Raw genomic sequence first — 18,558 nt, 5'->3', positions numbered from 1 at the left:
GCCCGACTCGTCCGCAACCCGCAGGCCAGGGCTCTTCTCGGTTGCATTAGCGTCTGCTACAGTTCCCTCGGGAGCCGTTTTCTGCCATGCGCAGCGTTTTCATTTTCTTGGTTCTATTGTTTGCGGCTGTTTCGGGACAAGCAATCGCCGAGAAACGCGTTGCGTTGGTGATTGGCAATTCGGCCTACCAGCACGCCGTCCAACTCGCCAATCCGAAGAACGATTCTTCCGACATGACTGCCAAGCTTGAAAGCCTTGGCTTCCAAGTCGTGAGCGACCAGGACCTCGACCTTGCTGGAATGCGTCGCACGGTACGCGACTTCCTGGAAAAGCTCGACGGTGCTGACATGGCGCTGTTCTTCTATGCCGGGCATGGCCTGCAGGTGAATGGCAACAACTACATGGTCCCGGTGGACGCCCAGTTGTCCGGCTACAATGACCTCGACTTCGAGGCCCTTCCGATGGACCTCGTACTTTCAGCGATGGAACGCAGCACCAAGGTCAACCTCATCTTCCTAGATGCCTGCCGGGACAATCCGTTCGCCGAGAAGCTTTCCCGCTCGATGGGGACGCGCTCAGGTTCCGTGGGTCGGGGTCTGGCCAGACTTGGCAGCGGCGTTGGTTCACTCATCGCATTCGCAACGCAACCAGGAAACGTGGCGATGGACGGCGCAGGTCGGAATTCTCCGTTCACGACCGCACTGCTCGCGCACCTCGGTACGCCGGGGCAGGATATCACGCGCGACCTCATTGATGTGCGCCGCGATGTGCTAGCTGCGACGGACGGCAAGCAAGTGCCGTGGGAAAACTCCTCGCTCACGGGCGAGATCGTATTGAAGCCTCTCGCCACGGAGCAACCGAAGGCGGTATCTGCCCCCACGCCACAATCAACTGCGCCGGACAATGCGGTTGAACTTGCATATTGGGCAACCATCAAGGACTCGACTGACAAGAGCTTCTTCGAGGCGTATCTGCAGCAATTTCCGACAGGCGCTTTTGCAGCCCTTGCGAAGTTGAAAATTGAAGCCATCGACAAGCGCATCGAGGCGGAAGGGCAGATAGCGCATCTGCCGGAGACGGAGCGCGCGACGAAGGCAAACGACGATACCAAGGCGGCAGAAGTCGCAAGCGTTGAACGGGCCGACCCGCTGACGCAGCCGCCGGCAACTACCACAGACGCCAGCGAACTTGCGCGCGCAACCCAAACGGAACTCTCCCGTATAGGATGTCTTGAAGGCCGGGCTGATGGAAAATGGGGGGCCGGCAGCCGCAGAGCGCTTCAGGACTATGCCAATCGGGAGGACATCAAACTCGCGTCGCTGGAACCTACCGGCGGATTGTTAGATAGACTGAAGGGGGTAGGAGGTCGTGTCTGTCCGCTAGTTTGTGGCGGCGGGACGGAGCCAAAGGACGGCCGTTGTGCGCCGCAGGTGAACGGCCTGAGCGCCTTCGATGGTACATGGAAGTTGGTCAGACGAGCGACGACGAACTGCGGCGACTGGCGCGAACTTTCAACATTCGTTCTCATAAGCAATGGTATAGTATCGTCCAGTTCTGGGTTTATCGGGAGAATTTCTAGTAGCGGCGCCGTCAATATAAAGCATACATTTGTCTATAACGGAAAAACGGGAGGGAACACGCTTACCGGCGTGATAAAGGGTGATAACGGGACTGGCAAGTTTAGGGGCACCGGAGTTGGCAGCGGGTGTTCAGGAAAGCTTGTCATGGAGAGAATGTAGAATGGCGTAGGCCGTTGTGACGACCGCATCACCGGGGGCTGTGCGTGAAGGTCGGCTTCCCAGTCCAGTCATCCTGAAAGCCGACTGTCCGCATTCGGCCCCCATCAAGACGTTTGGCACATTGGCGCCAAGCGTCCGCTCCTGGCGCATCTTTCCATTTGACCATAGGCGCATCCCACCCCAAGCGGTAGTTTAGCGTCGGATTTTTATCACCAGGATCTGCTCAGCGCCCCGCGTTCCCAGCGCAATCCGTTTAGCCGGGGATCGGCGGCAAAGGCCGTCCTGGAAAACTCGATCCGCTTTTCCGGGAACTCACAGATCGCCTGCACGCCGAAGCTGCCCAGCCGGATGCGCCAGGTGTGGGGTTCCAGCGGCTTCGGCCTGGCAAAGGCGCTACATGCCAGTAGCGCCACATTGGCGCCTTTCGGGTCGCGCACGGAGCGACAGCGGATCGCCTCTAGCCCGGCCTCGCGCGCGACATCGGCAATATTTTGGCAGGCCGCATAGTCGGTCGGGTGCGTCCACGCCGCCGCGTCGCGGTCGAGCGGCGGCCTTGTCAGGTCGATCACCTTTGTGCTCCGTATCGCGGCGGCGAAGGCTGTGTATTCAGCGGCGTCGTGCGGCCAGGGCGTATCCGGCGATTCCGCGAAGAACAGCAAGCGGTAAAAAGCCATCTCGGAAACGGCGGTCATCATGGTTTCCGCCGCATAGTAGACGCCCTTGGTCCTGCCGGCGCGGCGGAAGCGCGAACCGTGCGGGTAGATCGAGCCGTAGCGGAAGGGCGTTGCCAAGAGATAATGCAGATGCCGGCATTCCAAGGGGATTTGCGGCTTGGTTTCCTCGATCAGGTCTTCGAGGAGGGCCTGCTCGTCGAGCGTATCGACGATCTTCAATGTCGAGACGCGGTGCTGCGCCTCGACCATGCGCCAGTATTTGCCGTCGAGCCAGTACTTGCCCTCGAGCTTGGACTTGCCATCGAGTTTGGCGGCTTCAGACGAGAGCGCGTCGGGAGTCCAGATAGGCGATGACATCGACAAGTCCTGCTATCGTCACGATTTTTTCGAGCGGGGTGCCGTCGAAGGCCGTGTTGGCATTCTTCAGCCATGCCCGGGCGACGGTCTCGTCGCCGCCGGCAATGGCGTCGAGCGAGCGGAACAGCCGGACGAACAGCACGGCAAGCTCGAATGGCTTGGTCCCACGCTCCAGTAGGAATTCTTGCCTGCGCATGCGCGAAACCGTGGCTTGCGATACCCCGATAATGGAGGCAAGCATCCTGGCGGTAATGTCCAGCAGATCGGCGGCGCGCAGCGTGGCCTTGGTCAGGACTGCATTTTCGGCCGTGTTGGCGGCGAGATGGGGCTGCATTGTAAGCGTCTCTCCTTTCTGGTGAAAATATATGCGATGAAAATTCATATGGAAAGATGCTGGCTTTAAACAATTTGGCGGGCCGTCGAGAGGCTGCTCGCGCGGCCCGCCGCTTTGTACAAACCGTGCTGTGCATGACATGCCCGCCGAGTGTCGCATTTGCTGGGACATAGCCGCTGCAAAACTGGAATCCTGGCAAGCACGCCGATGCCATAAACGGCGATTTCAGGGTGGCGACTGAGTTGGGAGGCAAGATGGACGACGCTCATACCGGATCATGCCTGTGCGGGGCTGTGCGGTTCAGGACGCGCGGGCTGTTGCGCGGCGTGATCTATTGTCACTGCTCGCAGTGCCGGAAGCAAAGTGGTCACTTCTACGCTGCAACCAATGTTCCCAACGCAGACATCACAATAGCGGGCGCGGAAAGCATCACCTGGTACGAAGCATCTTCGTTTGCCAGGCGCGGTTTCTGTAAGACATGCGGCTCGCTGCTGTTCTGGAAGCCGCAGGATGATGAATATGTCTCGGTTTTGGCCGGACTGTTCGACAAGCCCACCGGACTTCAGGGCCAATGCCACATCTTCGTCGGCGACAAGGGCGACTACTACACGATCGACGATGGGCTGCCGCAGTTCGAGAAGTCGACGCCGTCGATCAAGGTCGCCGACGAATGATTTTGCAGAGGTCGCCTTATTCCCTTGATCCGGGCATTGCGCTATCCCCTGCCGGTGGTTCGGAAAGGTTTGGCATGCAGCGGCTGATCGATGCTTTCTTCAATTCAGTGCGGGCATTTCGCAAATTGGCTTCCAGCGAGAAAGCCTTCCAGCAGGAGTTGATGCTGCTCGTGCTTGCCTTGCCGCTCGGCTGGTTTGTTTCGGTGTCGTGGCGCGGCTATGCCCTGCTGATCGGCGCGGTGCTGCTGCTGATCATGGTCGAAGTGCTGAACACCGGCATCGAGGCCGCATGCGATGCGTTCAGCCGGGAGTTCAACGTCGATATCCAGCTCGCCAAGGACTGTGGTTCGCTGGCGGTGCTGATTTCGGTGGTGATTGTTGCCGGCGTCTGGGGCATCGCCATCATCGAGCGAATCATGGGGCTACCGATCTAGCACTTCAGACACTACATGGCGGTTACCAAAGGAGACTGTCATGTCGGAAGCCGTCGATTTTTTGCTGCTCGAACGCGCAGGCCTGCCGGACGATTTGCGCTGGCTGGCCGAGAAATACCCGCGCGAGATCTGGCAGGCGCATTCCAATATCCATGGCATTGCCAACATGTGGCTGCAGCGGCACGACATGTTCCGCGAGCTCGGCGGCATGCTGACCAACGGCATCGGCGACTATCGCGAGGGCAGGCTGACGGCGCCGGAGTTCGCGCGCTGGTTCGCGCCGCGCCTCAACCATTTTCTCGGCAATCTCGACGGCCACCACAATGTCGAGGACAATCATTATTTTCCGGTCTTCGCCAAGGCGGAGACCCGGCTGAAACGCGGCTTCGAGATTCTCGATGCCGATCATCACACGATCCATGAAGGGTTGGAGCGCAATGCCGAGGCCGCAAACGCCTTCATCCGCACGCTTCAGGAGAGCGAGGACAAGCAGCGCTTTGCCGCCGATGCCTATGCCGACGAGAACAGCCGGCTGATCGCCATGCTGACCCGGCACCTTGCCGATGAGGAAGACCTGATCATTCCACTGATCCTTGATCGTGGCGACCGGGCGCTCGGCATCGACTGATCCTCACCTCTCCTTGCTACGCTCCTTTTTGGCGATGGTGTGAGCGATGAACCAGGCAAGGACGGCCACGCCCAACCCAATCGCCAGGGCGATCAGCAATCGCTCGTGACGGGCCAACGCCTGGCCGACGATGCGCTCCGCGCCCAGTCCGAACACATAGCCGATGGTGGTGAACAATCCGGCCCAGACCATGGATGAAATGACGTTGAGAATGACAAAGCGCGTCACGGCAATGCCGGACAGTCCGGCCGCGATGCCGCCGACAAGGCGCAGGCCATAAATGAAGCGGTTTGACAGCACGAAAATGTCGGGATGGGTGGAGACAAGACGATAGGCGTGGCTGAAACCCGGCCGGCCCTTCAGTTTGACCACGAATGGATGGTCGGCGAAGCTTCGTCCGAGGATAAAGAAAAAGGTATCGCCGACAAAGGCGCCAATGGCCGATGCGAGAAAGGCCTGCCACAGGACGAAGACATGCTGATGCGCGAAAAACCCGCCGAGGAGGGCCGCACTTTCGCCCTCGGCGACACAGCCCAGAAAGACGGCAATCAGTCCATATTGTTCGATGAGATGGTGGATGGCATCCGTCATGAACGCGTCCGCTGCTTCGACAGAATCTCGTCGATCCGCTTCACCTGTTCGGCCAACTGCGCGATCTCGTCGCGCATGCCAACGATCTGGCTGTGGCGCAATTCGTCCAGCTTCTCATGCAGCGCCATGATCTCGATCTCGGCCTTGAGATTGACCTCGTAGTCGTGGGCGGCGTCGATGCGGTCACGCTCCGCCTGGCGGTTCTGCGCCATCATGATCACCGGCGCCTGCAGCGCAGCGATCATGGAGAGGATGAGGTTGAGGAAAATGAAGGGATAGGGATCGAAGGCATCGCGCGACAGGAGCCAGACATTGCCTGACGTCCACAGGATCAGGAAGGCGATGAAGGCCAGGATGAAGGACCAGGAACCGCCGATCCGGGCGATGGTGTCGGCGAGGCGGTCGCCAAACGTCTGATGAAAAGCGACGGCCTTGTTGGTGTTCTTCGAGATCGTGGTGCGTTCGAGCGTTGATTGCAGCACCCGGTTTTCGAGCGCGCTGAGACCATCCGGCTTTCGCTTTAGCCAGCGGTTTGCCAGATCTTCGATCGTCTTGTTCATTGTCGCCTCCGTCGTCAGCGATAGACCTAAAGGCTGCCGGTTCGCGCGGGAAGTGGTAGATTGACGCGATAAGGTGAGGAAACAATGTTGGATTTTCAGAAAATCCGCGCCCGCGCGGCCAAACGCAAGGGCGGGGAAGCGGCGCTGGCGTCGCTGCTGGGGCCCATGCCAGACAATGCCGCGGTGGCAAAGATTGCCGACGACCGGATCCTGTCGACGATGGCCGAGCGTGTTTTCGCCGCCGGCTTCGTCTGGCGCGTCATCGAACAGAAATGGCCGGGTTTCGAAGAGGCGTTTCTCGGCTTCGAGCCGAAACGGCTGTTGTTCCAGCCAGACGATTTTTGGCACGAGCTGACAGCCGACAAGCGCATCGTGCGCAATCCGCAAAAGATCAAATCCGTCCGCGACAACGCGGCCTTCGTCGAGCGGGTATCGAAGGAGCATGACGGCTTCGGCAAGTTCCTCGCCGACTGGCCTGAAGACGACCAGGTTGGGCTGATGGCCTATCTCGCCAAGCATGGCAGCCGGCTCGGCGGCAATACCGGCCAGTATTTTCTGAGGTGGCTGGAGTGGGACGCCTTCATCGTCTCGGCCGACATGGCGGCCGCACTTCGCGACGCCGGCCTCGACATCGCCGAAAGCCCGACCTCGAAGCGGGATCTCGACAAGATCCAGAACCAGATCAATGCCTGGGCAACGGAAACCGGCCTGCCGCGCCGGCATATTTCGCGCATCCTGGCGATGTCGATCGGCGAGAACCACTCGCCGGAGGCACTGCGCGAATATATGGGCGAATAAGACACGATCGACATTCGTCGATCGGTCCAATCGGTCTGACACGAATGACTTATGCCATTCGGTCTGGGTGGTCCAAATGAACGCCATTGCCCGGCGAATTCTGTCGCGCTAAGTCAGCAGGCATGACCGACAACACCGCTTCCGACATATTGCGCATCGCCGTCGCCCAGCTCAATCCGACGGTCGGCGACGTCGCCGGCAATCTCGCCAAGGCGCGCGAGGCGAGGGCGGATGCCGCCCGCCAGGGCGCCGACCTCGTGCTGTTCACCGAGCTTTTCCTCGCCGGCTATCCGCCCGAGGATCTTGTGCTGAAGCCAGCGTTCCTGAAGGCCTGCGAGCGGGCGGCGCAGGATTTCGCTGGCGATACCGCCGATGGCGGGCCGGGCGTCATTATCGGCACGCCGCTGAAGCGCAAGAGCGGCACGCACAATTCGATCGTCATTGCCGATGGCGGCAAGATCCTTGCCGAGCGCTACAAGCTCGATTTGCCGAACTACGGCGAATTCGACGAGAAGCGCGTCTTCCAGGCCGGCCCTGAAATGCAGGGACCGGTCAATTTCCGCGGCGTGCGCTTGGGGATTGCGATCTGCGAAGACATTTGGGGCGATGTCGCCATCTGCGAGACGCTGGCCGAAAGCGGCGCGGAAATCCTGCTGGTGCCGAACGGCTCGCCCTACTATCGCGGCAAGGTCGACGTTCGCCATCAGATCGTCATTCGCCAGGTCATCGAATGCGGATTGCCGATCATCTACGCCAATCAGCTTGGCGGCCAGGATGAGTTGGTCTTCGACGGCGCGTCGTTTGCCATAGGTTCTGACAAGACGCTTGCCTTCCAGATGAGCCAGTTCGAGGAGACGGTCAACGTCACCACCTGGAAGCGAAATCGCGCCGCCGCAGGCGCGCAAAGTGGAAATAATTCCGAGGGGTGGGTCTGCTCCGAAGGGCCGATGTCGAAAATCCCGGAAAAGGAGGAGGCCGATTATCGCGCCTGCATGCTGGGCCTGCGCGACTACGTCAACAAGAACGGCTTCAAGAATGTCGTGCTCGGTCTATCCGGCGGCATCGATTCGGCGATCTGCGCAGCACTTGCCGTCGATGCGCTCGGCGAGGAACGGCTGCGCGCCGTGATGATGCCTTATCGCTACACCTCGAAGGACTCGCTCAAAGACGCCGAGGACTGCGCCCGCGCGCTCGGCTGCCGCTACGACATCGTGCCGATCTTCGAGCCGGTCGAGGGATTCCTGCATACGCTGACGCAGCTTTTCGAGGGCACCAAGGAAGGCATTACCGAGGAAAACCTGCAGAGCCGCGCGCGCGGCACCATTTTGATGGCGATCTCCAACAAATTCGGCTCGATGGTGGTCACCACCGGCAACAAGAGCGAGATGTCGGTTGGCTACGCCACGCTCTACGGCGACATGAATGGCGGTTTCAACCCGATCAAGGACCTCTACAAGATGCAGGTCTATGCGCTGGCGCGCTGGCGCAATACGCACGTGCCGCCGGGTGCGCTGGGTTCATCCGGCGAGGTGATCCCGAACAACATCATCGACAAGGCGCCGTCGGCGGAACTGCGCGAGAACCAGACGGATCAGGATTCGCTACCGCCCTATCCGGTGCTGGACGACATATTGGAGTGTCTGGTCGAGAACGAGATGGGTGTCGACGAGATCGTGGCCCGCGGCCACGACCGGGCGACGGTGACGCGCGTCGAGCACCTGCTCTACATCGCCGAATACAAGCGCCGGCAGGCAGCGCCCGGCGTGAAGATCACCAAAAAGAATTTCGGCCGCGACCGCCGTTATCCCATCACCAACCGGTTCAGGGATGGCGGGTAGATCACCGTTTCTCGCTCTTGTGAAAATGGCTGCCGCGAGGAAGTGCACAACCCGCGATTGTTGCAAAATGGTCTCACTGGTTGGACCAGATGCGCTTTCGGCCTTCCACTGACTTGGCGCGGCGTTGAGGCGTCTCTATAAGGGCGTCTCCGTGATCCCCCTACGCATCGGCCCGAAAATCGCAATCGATTTTCGGAAAGCACGATGCGCAGGTTCAAAATGTTAGAGCGTACTTTGTGCGTCCAAATGGACGCACGTCGCTCTAATGGGAGGACCGAATGGCAGGATTTGATACCGTTATGCAAGGCCGCGAAGCCTAGGTCTCAGAGGGCGCGCCGGAAGGTTTTCATCTTCACGGCCAAGCCCATCGGACAACAGGCGTTCGTCGATGCCGGTCGCTGCCCGTATTCGGGCGAGCCGCCAAATATGCCGAACCTCCGCATTCCCGGGCGCTAATTCGCCCAACGCGGTTTTTTCAATTTTTCGACCTTACCGGGACCGGGCTCGCTTGCGCCGAATGACATCATGGCTCGTTTTCAGATAGATTTGCGCGCCGGCGCCTTTCGCAGCGTCCTTGGCTTCACGCTCAGCCATTGGCGGCGCCAGCCGTGGCGGCTTTCGCTCATCATGGGCACGTTCCTGCTGTCGACCTTGGCCGACGTGCTGACGCCGCTCTATTCCGGCCGGCTGGTCGACGCCGTTGCCAGCAGTGCTGCAGCCGACGATGTCGCGTGGAATGCGGCGACGGCGGCGTTTTCGATGCTGGTGGCGCTGGCGCTCACCGGCGTCGTGCTGCGCAACCTCGCCTTCATGGCTATCGTCGAACTGACCCTGAAGATGATGGCGGATATCGCCGCCGACGCGTTCCATCGCGTCCAGCGCTTCTCCACCGACTGGCACGCCAACAGCTTCGCCGGATCGACCGTGCGCAAGATAACCCGCGGCATGTGGGCGCTCGACCTGCTCAACGACACGATCCTGATAGCGCTGCTGCCGTCCGTCGTCATGCTCGTCGGTTCGACGCTGCTGCTCGGCTGGTTCTGGCCGCTGATGGGTGCTGTCGTCGCCGCAGGTTCGGTGCTGTTCATCGCGGTGACGGCGCTGCTGTCGCTTGGCTATGTCGCGCCCGCGGCAAGGCTTGCCAACGCATGGGACACGCGCCTGGGCGGCTCGCTGGCCGATGCGGTGAGCTGCAACGCCGTGGTCAAGGGTTTTGGCGCCGAGGAACGCGAGGAAACGCGCCTCGCCAAGGTCGTCGCCAGATGGCGCGCCCGCACGCGCCGCACTTGGGTGCGCGGCACCGTCAACGGCACCACGCAAGGGTCGATGCTGCTGCTTCTGAGAACAGCGGTGATAGGATTCTCCCTGCTTTTGTGGTCGTGGGGGCAGGCGAGCGCCGGCGATGTCACCTTCGTGCTGACCTCGTTCTTCGTGCTGCAAGGCTATTTGCGCGATATCGGCACGCATATCCGCAATTTGCAGCGCTCGATCAACGACATGGAGGAACTGGTCGACTTCCAGTTCGAGCGCCTCGGCATCGAGGATGTGCCTGGCGCCAGGCCGATCCGCATCACCGACGGCCGCGTCAGCTTCGACAAAGTCACCTTCCATTATGGCAGCCACCGACTGCCGCTCTATCGCGACTTTTCGGTGGACATCGCGCCGGGCGAGCGCGTCGGGCTGGTCGGCCATTCGGGCTCGGGCAAGACGACCTTCGTCAAGCTGATCCAGCGCCTTTACGACGTGAACGCGGGAACGATCCTGATCGACGGTCAGGATATTTCCGGGGTGGCGCAGGCGTCGCTGCGCGGGCAGATCGCCATCGTCCAGCAGGAGCCGATCCTGTTCCACCGGTCGCTGGCCGAAAACATCGCCTATGCCCGGCCGAGCGCCACGCAAGCCGAAATCGAGCACGCCGCACGGCTGGCAAGCGCGCACGACTTCATCGTCGATCTGCCGAAAGGCTATGGCACGCTGGTCGGCGAGCGCGGCGTGAAACTGTCGGGCGGCGAGCGCCAGCGCGTGGCGATCGCGCGGGCCTTCCTCGCCGATGCGCGGATCCTCATTCTGGACGAGGCGACGTCGAGCCTCGATTCAGAATCGGAGGTGCTGATCCAGCAGGCGATGGAGCGGTTGATGGTCGGCCGCACGACGCTGGTCATCGCGCACCGGCTTTCGACGGTACGGGCGCTGGACAGGCTTCTAGTGTTCGATCGCGGCCGCATCGTCGAGGAGGGTTCGCATGACCAACTAATCCGGCTGCAGGGCGGCATCTACCGCCGGCTGTTCGAGCGCCAGGCGCTCGAATTGACCAAGGGGCTGGCGATCTGACGGCCTACAGCGCCGCGCGTCCATTAGAGCGACGTGCGTCCACTTGGACGCACAAAGTACGCTCTAACATTTTGAATCTGCGCATCGTGCTTTCCGAAAATCGGTTCCGATTTTCGGGCCGATGCGCTAGAGCGACGTGTGTCCACTTGGACGCACAACGTACGCTCTAACACTTTGAATCTGCGCATCGTGCTTTCCGAAAATCGGTTCCGATTTTCGGGCCGATGCGGTAGGACGCGCGGCGCTGCCGCCTTTTCATCGCCTTCGTCATGTTCTATGTCTGCGGCCAGGCGCGGGGGCGTGTCTTGTCAACAGCAAAACCATCCGGTACGCCCCGTTCATGACAGTTACCGTCCGTTTCGCCCCGTCACCAACCGGCCGCATTCATATCGGCAATGCGCGCACTGCGCTGTTCAATTGGGTGTTCGCCATGAACAACAAGGGCCGCTTCATCCAGCGCTTCGATGACACCGACGTCGCGCGCTCGACGCAGGAATTCTCCGACGCCATCCTCTACGACCTGCATTGGCTGGGCATCTTTCCCGACGCCACGGAATACCAGTCACGGCGCTTCGAGATCTACGATGCGGCGATGGAGAAATTGAAGGCAGCGCGCCTTCTCTATGCTTGTTACGAGACACCCGAAGAGCTCGATCTCAGGCGCAAGGTGCGCCGCACGCGCGGCCTGCCGCCGGTCTACGGCCGCGAAGCGTTGACGCTGACGCCTGAGCAGATCGCCGAATACCAGTCCGATGGCCGCCGGCCGCACTGGCGCTTTCTGCTGCCCAATTTCACCAGCGACCCCTTGCAGCCGGAGCGCACGGAAATCCACTGGAACGATCTGGTGCGCGGCGAGGAAACCGTCGACCTCGCCTCGCTTTCCGACCCGGTTCTAATGCGCGAGGACGGGACCTATCTCTATACTCTGCCTTCGGTGGTCGACGACATCGAGATGGGCGTCAGCCACGTTATCCGTGGCGACGACCACGTCACCAACACCGGTGTGCAGATCGCCCTGTTCCAGGCATTGGGTGCCGAGCCGCCGGTGTTCGGCCACCACAATCTGTTGACCACCGCATCGGGCGAGGGCCTGTCGAAGCGGAGCGGCGCGCTCTCCATCGAGAGCTTGCGCGAGACCGGCATCGAACCGATGGCCGTCGCCTCGCTGGCCGTGCTTGTCGGCACCTCGGAAAACGTCGTGGCGGTGCCCGATATGACCGAGCTTGCCCGGCGCTTCGATCCGGCCGCGACCTCGAAATCCGCCGCGAAATTCGACCCGGACGAGCTCTTCGTGCTCAACCGCACGCTGCTGCATCATATGCCGTTTTCAGAGGCGCGCGACCGGCTGATCGTGCTCGGCATTTCCGGCGAACAGGCCGAGCCGTTCTGGCTGGCGGTGCGCGGCAATCTCGACAGGCTGGCCGATGCCGCAATCTGGTGGCGCACACTTCGCGACGGCCCGCAGGAGCAGCCGGACTTTTCCGACGTCGACCGCGATTTCCTTCGCCAGGCGTTCGACCTTTTGCCGGAAGACCCCTGGAACGGGTCGGTGTGGAAGGAGTGGACGGGCAGGATCAGGGAAGCGACCGGCCGCAAGGGCAAGGCGCTGTTCATGCCGCTCAGGTTGGCGCTTACGGGGCAGCCTTCGGGACCGGAGCTTGCAGATCTGTTGCCGCTGCTGGGTCGGGAAGGAACGTTGGCCCGACGACCCTGACCTTGCGCTGTCCCGGCGGCGGCAAAGTCGTCGGCGAGGGTTTGACGGCGAGGCGCTTGATGACGTCGCGGTCGAGCCCGCCTTCGACATTGGCCAATGTCTCGGGGTCGGCGCCTGGATCGGGTTTGGCGACAGGCAATGGTGTGGTCTCTACATCGGGGTCAGTCTGTTCCGGGCTTGGCGGGTTGCCGGCAATGATCTCGAAATTTCGTGCTGCGTTGCAGCCGCAGGCCGGCGAGGGAGAGGTTTCGGGCTGCTTGTAGAGATAGGCGGTCGGCAGTTCGCTATAGGGCCTGCCGGTTACCGAAGACGTCATGTCAGCCGAGTTGTCGCCTATGCCGCGCGCATAAAACACCTGCATCTCGGTGCCGGGGCAACTCGAATCGCAGTTCTTCTGATCGCGCTCGAAATCGCCCAGCGAGGCGGCATTCGACATCGGGAAGAAATAGCCGTCGCAGGTGCGCACACACATTGTGCGGAATTCGTCGCCGAGGCGCGGCAGGTCCATGCCGTCGGGCTGATTGATCATGGCGCGGACACCGCGTTCTTCGTCGGGATCGCTCGGTTCGTCCAGCGCATCGGGCTGATTTCTGGCGTCGCCCAAAAGCCGATCGAGCAGATTTCCATTGCCATTCTCACGGTTCGCCTCCAGGACAGGCGCACGTTCCGAAGGCACGATGCTGTCGCGACAGCCATTGGCGTCGAGCGAAGCCAATATGCGCGCGCGATCGCGGCGCGAGCCGCCGTCGGCGAGCTGCGCGCGCTTGATCTGCAGGGCATCGAGATTGGCGATCATGCGGTCGAGCGTGGCCTCGAGTGCGCCGCAAGCGTTGCGATTGCGGCCGAGCAGCAAAAAGTCGCAGCCGGCGCTGTCGGACTGGCGGCTTGCCTTTGAAATCTGCTCGCGCTGTCGCACGATCGCGTCGTCGTATTTCCTGAGCAGGGCCGGCTTGCCGCCACCGCGCGAAGCGGCCGCGAGATCGGCTTCCAGCTGGCGGCAAACACCGGAGGCGGCCTGCGGCTGAGTGACGGCAAGGCCTGATAACGCCAGTGCACCGAGCAGCGCCGCGGCACGCGTCAGCTTCCACCCTCCGCCCGTCATTCGCCGTGAACTCCGTTTAACCGCCCGTCGCGAAAGCTACCGCTTTGCGGTTATTTGTTAGCTTACCGCGAAAGGCCGTTTTAGCCCAGATTTACGACCGCCTGCGCCTTATGGGCCGCTTCGACCACGGCGAGCGCCGTCATGTTGACGACACCGCGTGACGTCACCGACGGCGTCAATATATGCGCCGGCCTGTCGGTGCCGAGCAGGATCGGCCCGACATGCAGCGCGTCCATCATCGCGCGCAGCGCGGTGAGCGTGATGTTCGCCGAATCGAGATTGGGGAACACCAGCAGATTGGCTTCGCCCTTCAGCCGCGAATGCGGATAGACGCGCTGGCGCAGTTGCTCCGACAGAGCCGAGTCGGCATGCATCTCGCCGTCGCATTGCAGGTCTGGCGCAATGCGCGCCAGGATCGCCGCTGCCTGCCGCATCTTGAGCGCGCTTGGCGAATCGCGTGAGCCGAAATCCGAATGCGACAGCAGGGCGGCCTTGGGCTCGATGCCGAAGCGCTGGATTTCTTCGGCAGCCAGCACCGTCATCTCGGCGATCTCCTCGGCCGTCGGATCGACGGTGACATGCGTGTCGGTGAGGAAAATGATGCCGCGCTGCGAGATCAGCATGGAAAGCGTCGACAGGTCATGATCCTTGATACCGGCGCGCGGGCCGATGATCAGGGTGACATTGCGCAAATGCCGCTCGAAACGCCCTTCCAGTCCGCAGACCATGGCGTCGGCGTCGCCACGCTTAAGGGCAAGTGCTGCGATCACGGTGTTGTCGGTGCGCACCATGGTGCGCGCGGCCTCCGTCGTCACACCGCGCCGGCCGGCGAGTTCAATTAAAAGGTCGACATAGTGGCGATAACGGGGATCGTCCTCGGGATTGATCAGGCCGAAATCGACGCCCGGCTTGATGCGCAGCCCGTAGCGTTTCAGCCTGACTTCGATGACATGCGGGCGACCGATCAGGATCGGCTCGGCGATGCCTTCCTCCAGCACCACCTGGGCGGCACGCAGCACGCGCTCGTCCTCGCCGTCGGCATAGATAACGCGCTTGGCGCTCGACGTCTTGGCCATCGTGAACACCGGCTTCATGACCAGGCCGGAGCGGAAGACAAAGCGGTTCAGCGTGTCGATATAGACCGTCATGTCGGTGATCGGCCGTGTCGCGACACCGGTGTCGCAGGCGGCCTTGGCGACGGCCGGAGCGATGCGCAGGATCAGCCTGGGATCAAAGGGCGAGGGGATCAGGAAATCGGGCCCGAAGATCGGCGTTTCGCCGGAATAGGCGCGGGCGGCGACATCCGACGGTTCCTCGCGGGCAAGGGCCGCGATCGCCCGCACCGCGGCCATCTTCATCTCTTCGTTGATGGCGCTGGCGCCGCAGTCCAATGCGCCACGAAAAATGTAAGGAAAACAAAGTACATTGTTGACTTGATTGGGAAAATCGGAGCGGCCGGTGCAGATCATCGCGTCGGGTCGCGCCGCCCGTGCTGCTTCCGGCATGATCTCGGGGTTGGGGTTGGCCAGCGCCAGGATCAGCGGTTTTGGCGCCATATGCTGGAGCAATTCCGGTTTCAGCACGCCGGCGGCCGAAAGACCCAGGAACACGTCGGCGCCCGGCAGCACATCGGCCAGCGTGCGCGCCTCGGTGTCCTTCACATAGGGGTCCTTCCAGCGGTCCATCTCGTCGACGCGGCCCTTGTAGGCGACGCCGAAACGGTCGGTGACCCAGATGTTTTCGACGCGCGCGCCAAGCAAAACCAGCAAGTTGAGGCAGGCAAGGGCCGCAGCTCCTGCGCCGGAGGTGACGATCTTGATGTCGGAGATGGTCTTGCCGGCAAATTCCAGCCCGTTGAGCACGGCCGCGGCGACAATGATCGCGGTGCCGTGCTGGTCGTCGTGGAAGACCGGTATGGCCATGCGGGCCTTGAGCCGTTCCTCGACCTCGAAGCATTCGGGCGCCTTGATGTCTTCGAGGTTGATGCCGCCGAAGGTCGGCTCCAGCGCCGAGATCGTCTCGACCATGCGCTCGATGTCAGGCGCGTCGATCTCGATATCGAAGACGTCGATGCCGGCGAATTTCTTGAACAGCACCGCCTTGCCTTCCATCACCGGCTTGGAGGCCAGCGGACCGATATTGCCCAAGCCGAGCACCGCCGAACCATTCGAGACGACGCCAACCAGATTGGCGCGCGCCGTGTAGTCGGCGGCGGTTGCCGGATTGTCGCGGATTTCCAGACAGGGCGCCGCGACGCCGGGCGAATAGGCAAGCGCCAGGTCGCGCTGGTTGCCGAGCGGCTTTGTTGCCTGGATTTCAAGCTTTCCAGGCCGTGGATGCTTGTGGAAATAAAGTGCGGCTTCGTCGAGGTCCGACCGGGCTGCTTTTTTGTTTTCGCCTTCCATGCGGGCCTCCCTGCGATCCTGCCTTGAAGCCCTTTTAGCATGCAGCGTTGGATTTTCACGATGCCAAATGACGCAACCGCCAATTAGGCGCAAGAATCGTCAAAAACTCATCTATGTCAGACTGTTGCGCTGAAATCCTCACCTGCCTTGTCACTGCCGGGCTGATGTCATGGGAGCGCATTGCGCGACCGGGTTATGTCCGATCGCCGGCGGTCAAGTCACGTCTAGACGACCTCAAGCAGTTTCCAGACGCTGTCGACGAGGCCGACCGTGGCCGCCGTTTCGCGATCACGGCAAGCGGCCAGGCGGGCAGCGATACGTCGGCGATTGCTGCATACCGGACGCCCTGAAATACAAGGCGCTGTGTCGATCGTGGCAGCAGGGCCGCGCCCAAGCCTGTGGACACGAGCGATAGCATGGTCAGTGCCCGCGTCGCCTCCTGGACGATCCGCTTGGTGAACGTGTCCACGATGCGGGCATGGGGCGCCGGGCCTTGTGCAGCCGGAAACATGATGAGCCCGTGTCGGGCGATGTCCGCCAGCGTCACCCGTGCGTCTGCCGGTCGTCAGGCAGAACGGCAATAAGATCTTCAGCAGGATAGTCATGGACGTCGAGACGTTCGTCGGTCCCGAGCGGTGGATGCACGAAACCGATGTCGATCTCACTCAGCGACAACGCCGCAATCTGCTCATTGGTGGACATCTCGATCAAACGCGTCATCGATAAGATATCGAATAGCTGGCAGTCTTTGCGGAACGCAATTGCGACCGGAGATATCATGTCCCATTTCACCGTTTTCCCCCTCGTGCTCACAGTAGCCATGATGGCCGCCGCTCCAGCACTGGCAGGCACTCGCCTCTGACGAGACGGCGTCGACCCGCCAGCCGCCGAGTTTCCGGTCACCGAGCGGCGCTATGGCCGACAGTTTCGAACTCGCGTTCGATCGCCGGCAATGGTCGGCGGCGGCCCTCACAATGCCAGTGCTCGCCATCCGCTCCGGACGGGATTTCTGGAGCCGGCCACAGGACGCGAAGACAATCGTGGACGAAGCACCAAAAGCGGAACGTCTGGACATCCCGGAAGCCACGCACTTCGTGCATCTCGACCGCGAGGCCGCAGGACGCGGTGTGTTCCTCGACGCTGTGAAGCGGTTTCTCGATCGGCCGGAGGAATGACCATGACGGGAAGTTCGTATGTCTTGCGGGAGCAGCAGCCGCAAGGGTGTCCGGTCGACCGCCTCCAGGCTTTCCGGCTACCGTCCACCCGACAGCTACTCACCGCGCGGGTTGCGGGGCTGCGCCTATCTCCGCCGCGCCACATCTCGACTCTCCCGTCTCCGCCAATTCCCTGCGCGTACAAACGTCAGACTTCACTAGACCGGCGCCGTTTCCTTGGATGCACACGCTTTTTTGTCATCGATGAGCGCACCCATCGCAGCGAGGTGCTCGGTGAAGCCGTCAACGAACCGCCTGACCTTCAATGGTATGAAGCGGTTCGACGGATAGACCGCATGCACGTGGTGCGGTGCGTAGTGCCAGTCAGGCAGCACATATTCGAGCCGCCCTTGCGCGACGAGCGGGTCGAGTATCACCTTGTGGCCGAGGCCGATGCCGATGCCAGACAGCAGTGCCTGCTGGTTAAGGAGCGAATTGTTGGAGCGCATGGCCGGCCGAATCCGCACCTCGGCCTTTTGGCCGCCTGGGCCGGTGAGCGGAACGATCTCGCGCGTCGTGATGTGGGCGTAAAGCAGGTAGTCATGCTCGGCAAGATCCTCAGGTCGCCGCGGCCTGCCCATCCGGTCGAGATAGTCCGGCGTTGCCGCGAGGCGTCGCTCCATCACACCCAGCTTGCGCACGATCAGCCGATCGTCATCGATGGTCCCCATGCGGATCACAACGTCGAGCCGCTCTGCGATTACGTCGACGAAACTGTCGGTCAGTGCCACGTCGAGCATCAGTTCCGGATAGGACCGCTTGAACTCGATCAGATAGTTGCTGAGCATACCGGCACCGAAGCTGGCCGGCGCGCCGACGGCAAGGCGTCCGCACATCTTCGATTCGAGGCAACCGACGCTGCGGTCCGCCTCTTCGAGGCGCTCGACGATGTCGCGGGCGCGCTCCAGATAGCTCCGGCCGGCTTCCGTCGGCGAAACATGGCGGGTCGTACGGTCAAAAAGCCGGACACCGAGGCGCTTTTCCAGTGCGCGGATCTGTTGGCTGACGGCCGGCTGGCTCAAGCCTAGCCCGCGCGCGGCCGCCGAGAAGCTGCCGGTCTCGGAGGCGCGTATGAAGCTGGTCAGCTCGGTCAGGCGGTCCATGATAGCAACTCCCCGTCATGATTAATAAGCAAGGGTAATAGCTTGTATAAGAAACGGGCAAG

Annotated in this window: 17 protein-coding genes and 1 pseudogene; 9 read left to right on the top strand and 9 right to left on the bottom strand. The window is 61.7% G+C overall.

The genetic code is table 11. From position 1 onward, the window contains the following. Window positions 1-86 precede the first annotated feature (86 nt). Entirely contained in the window at window positions 87-1,739 is a 1,653-nt protein-coding gene (locus tag AC0L3L_RS23290; RefSeq protein ID WP_473529749.1) for a caspase family protein, read from the top strand. Window positions 1,740-1,948: 209 nt separating this feature from the next. On the opposite strand, the gene AC0L3L_RS23285 is transcribed toward AC0L3L_RS23290, so the two are convergent. Then, window positions 1,949-2,770, bottom strand: a complete 822-nt coding sequence (locus AC0L3L_RS23285) for an RES family NAD+ phosphorylase (RefSeq protein WP_473639213.1) — start codon at window positions 2,768-2,770, stop codon at window positions 1,949-1,951. Next, entirely contained in the window at window positions 2,730-3,104 is a 375-nt protein-coding gene (locus tag AC0L3L_RS23280) for an antitoxin Xre/MbcA/ParS toxin-binding domain-containing protein (protein ID WP_473639212.1), read from the bottom strand. Before AC0L3L_RS23280 ends, AC0L3L_RS23285 begins: the two co-directional genes overlap by 41 nt. Before the next feature lie 254 nt (window positions 3,105-3,358). Between AC0L3L_RS23280 and AC0L3L_RS23275 the strand changes: the two genes are divergently transcribed. The 3 genes from AC0L3L_RS23275 to AC0L3L_RS23265 all read left to right on the top strand — a co-directional run bounded on the left by AC0L3L_RS23275 (window position 3,359) and on the right by AC0L3L_RS23265 (window position 4,840). Further along, a complete protein-coding gene (locus AC0L3L_RS23275; RefSeq protein WP_473547455.1) occupies window positions 3,359-3,778 on the top strand; it encodes a GFA family protein in 420 nt (139 codons plus the stop codon). Window positions 3,779-3,852: 74 nt separating this feature from the next. Further along, complete coding sequence (locus AC0L3L_RS23270; protein WP_027155134.1) at window positions 3,853-4,212, top strand: diacylglycerol kinase; 360 nt, start codon at window positions 3,853-3,855, stop codon at window positions 4,210-4,212. Window positions 4,213-4,252: 40 nt separating this feature from the next. Then, on the top strand, window positions 4,253-4,840 hold the full coding sequence (locus tag AC0L3L_RS23265; RefSeq protein WP_473639211.1) for a hemerythrin domain-containing protein: 588 nt from the start codon (window positions 4,253-4,255) through the stop codon (window positions 4,838-4,840). Window positions 4,841-4,843: 3 nt separating this feature from the next. On the opposite strand, the gene AC0L3L_RS23260 is transcribed toward AC0L3L_RS23265, so the two are convergent. Continuing rightward, entirely contained in the window at window positions 4,844-5,431 is a 588-nt protein-coding gene (locus tag AC0L3L_RS23260; protein WP_473487286.1) for a DedA family protein, read from the bottom strand. After that, a complete protein-coding gene (locus AC0L3L_RS23255) occupies window positions 5,428-5,991 on the bottom strand; it encodes a DUF1003 domain-containing protein (RefSeq protein ID WP_473639210.1) in 564 nt (187 codons plus the stop codon). Before AC0L3L_RS23255 ends, AC0L3L_RS23260 begins: the two co-directional genes overlap by 4 nt. A gap of 84 nt (window positions 5,992-6,075) precedes the next feature. Between AC0L3L_RS23255 and AC0L3L_RS23250 the strand changes: the two genes are divergently transcribed. The 4 genes from AC0L3L_RS23250 (at window position 6,076) to gltX (ending at window position 12,672) form a co-directional block, all read left to right on the top strand. Continuing rightward, on the top strand, window positions 6,076-6,789 hold the full coding sequence (locus AC0L3L_RS23250; RefSeq protein ID WP_473639209.1) for a DNA-3-methyladenine glycosylase I: 714 nt from the start codon (window positions 6,076-6,078) through the stop codon (window positions 6,787-6,789). Between the two features lie 122 nt (window positions 6,790-6,911). Then, entirely contained in the window at window positions 6,912-8,627 is a 1,716-nt protein-coding gene (locus AC0L3L_RS23245) for an NAD+ synthase (RefSeq protein ID WP_473639208.1), read from the top strand. 525 nt (window positions 8,628-9,152) lie between these two features. Next, window positions 9,153-10,958: an ABC transporter ATP-binding protein gene (locus AC0L3L_RS23240; RefSeq protein WP_473639207.1), complete on the top strand. Its 1,806-nt coding sequence runs from the start codon at window positions 9,153-9,155 to the stop codon at window positions 10,956-10,958. A 340-nt stretch (window positions 10,959-11,298) separates the two neighbouring features. Next, entirely contained in the window at window positions 11,299-12,672 is a 1,374-nt protein-coding gene (gltX, locus tag AC0L3L_RS23235) for a glutamate--tRNA ligase (protein WP_473639206.1), read from the top strand. On the opposite strand, the gene AC0L3L_RS23230 is transcribed toward gltX, so the two are convergent. The 4 genes from AC0L3L_RS23230 to AC0L3L_RS23215 all read right to left on the bottom strand — a co-directional run bounded on the left by AC0L3L_RS23230 (window position 12,590) and on the right by AC0L3L_RS23215 (window position 16,971). Then, entirely contained in the window at window positions 12,590-13,774 is a 1,185-nt protein-coding gene (locus tag AC0L3L_RS23230) for a DUF2865 domain-containing protein (RefSeq protein WP_473487292.1), read from the bottom strand. The two genes, gltX and AC0L3L_RS23230, sit on opposite strands and share 83 nt — an antisense overlap. 80 nt (window positions 13,775-13,854) lie before the next feature. After that, a complete protein-coding gene (locus AC0L3L_RS23225) occupies window positions 13,855-16,179 on the bottom strand; it encodes an NADP-dependent malic enzyme (RefSeq protein WP_123145757.1) in 2,325 nt (774 codons plus the stop codon). A gap of 193 nt (window positions 16,180-16,372) precedes the next feature. Continuing rightward, the gene (locus AC0L3L_RS23220; RefSeq protein WP_473639216.1) at window positions 16,373-16,690 is read right to left on the bottom strand and encodes a type 2 periplasmic-binding domain-containing protein; all 318 of its coding nucleotides are present in this window, start codon (window positions 16,688-16,690) and stop codon (window positions 16,373-16,375) included. Between the two features lie 32 nt (window positions 16,691-16,722). Further along, a complete protein-coding gene (locus tag AC0L3L_RS23215) occupies window positions 16,723-16,971 on the bottom strand; it encodes a hypothetical protein (protein ID WP_473639205.1) in 249 nt (82 codons plus the stop codon). Window positions 16,972-17,027: 56 nt separating this feature from the next. Here AC0L3L_RS23215 and AC0L3L_RS23210 point away from each other — a divergent pair. Continuing rightward, a pseudogene (locus AC0L3L_RS23210) lies at window positions 17,028-17,354 on the top strand (alpha/beta fold hydrolase); the annotation flags it as partial. Window positions 17,355-17,551: 197 nt separating this feature from the next. Here the strand turns inward: AC0L3L_RS23210 and AC0L3L_RS23205 are convergent. After that, on the bottom strand, window positions 17,552-18,496 hold the full coding sequence (locus AC0L3L_RS23205) for a LysR family transcriptional regulator (protein WP_473639204.1): 945 nt from the start codon (window positions 18,494-18,496) through the stop codon (window positions 17,552-17,554). Window positions 18,497-18,558: the final 62 nt, after the last annotated feature.

It is taken from the genome of Mesorhizobium sp. WSM4849 (genome assembly GCF_055811385.1).
This window is presented reverse-complemented; position numbering and strand designations above follow the sequence as displayed.

Excerpts from the sequence above, each read along its gene's own strand:
- AC0L3L_RS23290 (WP_473529749.1), top strand. The coding sequence starts at position 87 with ATGCGCAGCGTTTTCATTTTCTTGGTTCTATTGTTTGCGGCTGTTTCG.
- AC0L3L_RS23285 (WP_473639213.1), bottom strand. The coding sequence starts at position 2,770 with ATGTCATCGCCTATCTGGACTCCCGACGCGCTCTCGTCTGAAGCCGCC.
- AC0L3L_RS23280 (WP_473639212.1), bottom strand. The coding sequence starts at position 3,104 with ATGCAGCCCCATCTCGCCGCCAACACGGCCGAAAATGCAGTCCTGACC.
- AC0L3L_RS23275 (WP_473547455.1), top strand. The coding sequence starts at position 3,359 with ATGGACGACGCTCATACCGGATCATGCCTGTGCGGGGCTGTGCGGTTC.
- AC0L3L_RS23270 (WP_027155134.1), top strand. The coding sequence starts at position 3,853 with ATGCAGCGGCTGATCGATGCTTTCTTCAATTCAGTGCGGGCATTTCGC.
- AC0L3L_RS23265 (WP_473639211.1), top strand. The coding sequence starts at position 4,253 with ATGTCGGAAGCCGTCGATTTTTTGCTGCTCGAACGCGCAGGCCTGCCG.
- AC0L3L_RS23260 (WP_473487286.1), bottom strand. The coding sequence starts at position 5,431 with ATGACGGATGCCATCCACCATCTCATCGAACAATATGGACTGATTGCC.
- AC0L3L_RS23255 (WP_473639210.1), bottom strand. The coding sequence starts at position 5,991 with ATGAACAAGACGATCGAAGATCTGGCAAACCGCTGGCTAAAGCGAAAG.
- AC0L3L_RS23250 (WP_473639209.1), top strand. The coding sequence starts at position 6,076 with ATGTTGGATTTTCAGAAAATCCGCGCCCGCGCGGCCAAACGCAAGGGC.
- AC0L3L_RS23245 (WP_473639208.1), top strand. The coding sequence starts at position 6,912 with ATGACCGACAACACCGCTTCCGACATATTGCGCATCGCCGTCGCCCAG.
- AC0L3L_RS23240 (WP_473639207.1), top strand. The coding sequence starts at position 9,153 with ATGGCTCGTTTTCAGATAGATTTGCGCGCCGGCGCCTTTCGCAGCGTC.
- gltX (WP_473639206.1), top strand. The coding sequence starts at position 11,299 with ATGACAGTTACCGTCCGTTTCGCCCCGTCACCAACCGGCCGCATTCAT.
- AC0L3L_RS23230 (WP_473487292.1), bottom strand. The coding sequence starts at position 13,774 with ATGACGGGCGGAGGGTGGAAGCTGACGCGTGCCGCGGCGCTGCTCGGT.
- AC0L3L_RS23225 (WP_123145757.1), bottom strand. The coding sequence starts at position 16,179 with ATGGAAGGCGAAAACAAAAAAGCAGCCCGGTCGGACCTCGACGAAGCC.
- AC0L3L_RS23220 (WP_473639216.1), bottom strand. The coding sequence starts at position 16,690 with ATGTTTCCGGCTGCACAAGGCCCGGCGCCCCATGCCCGCATCGTGGAC.
- AC0L3L_RS23205 (WP_473639204.1), bottom strand. The coding sequence starts at position 18,496 with ATGGACCGCCTGACCGAGCTGACCAGCTTCATACGCGCCTCCGAGACC.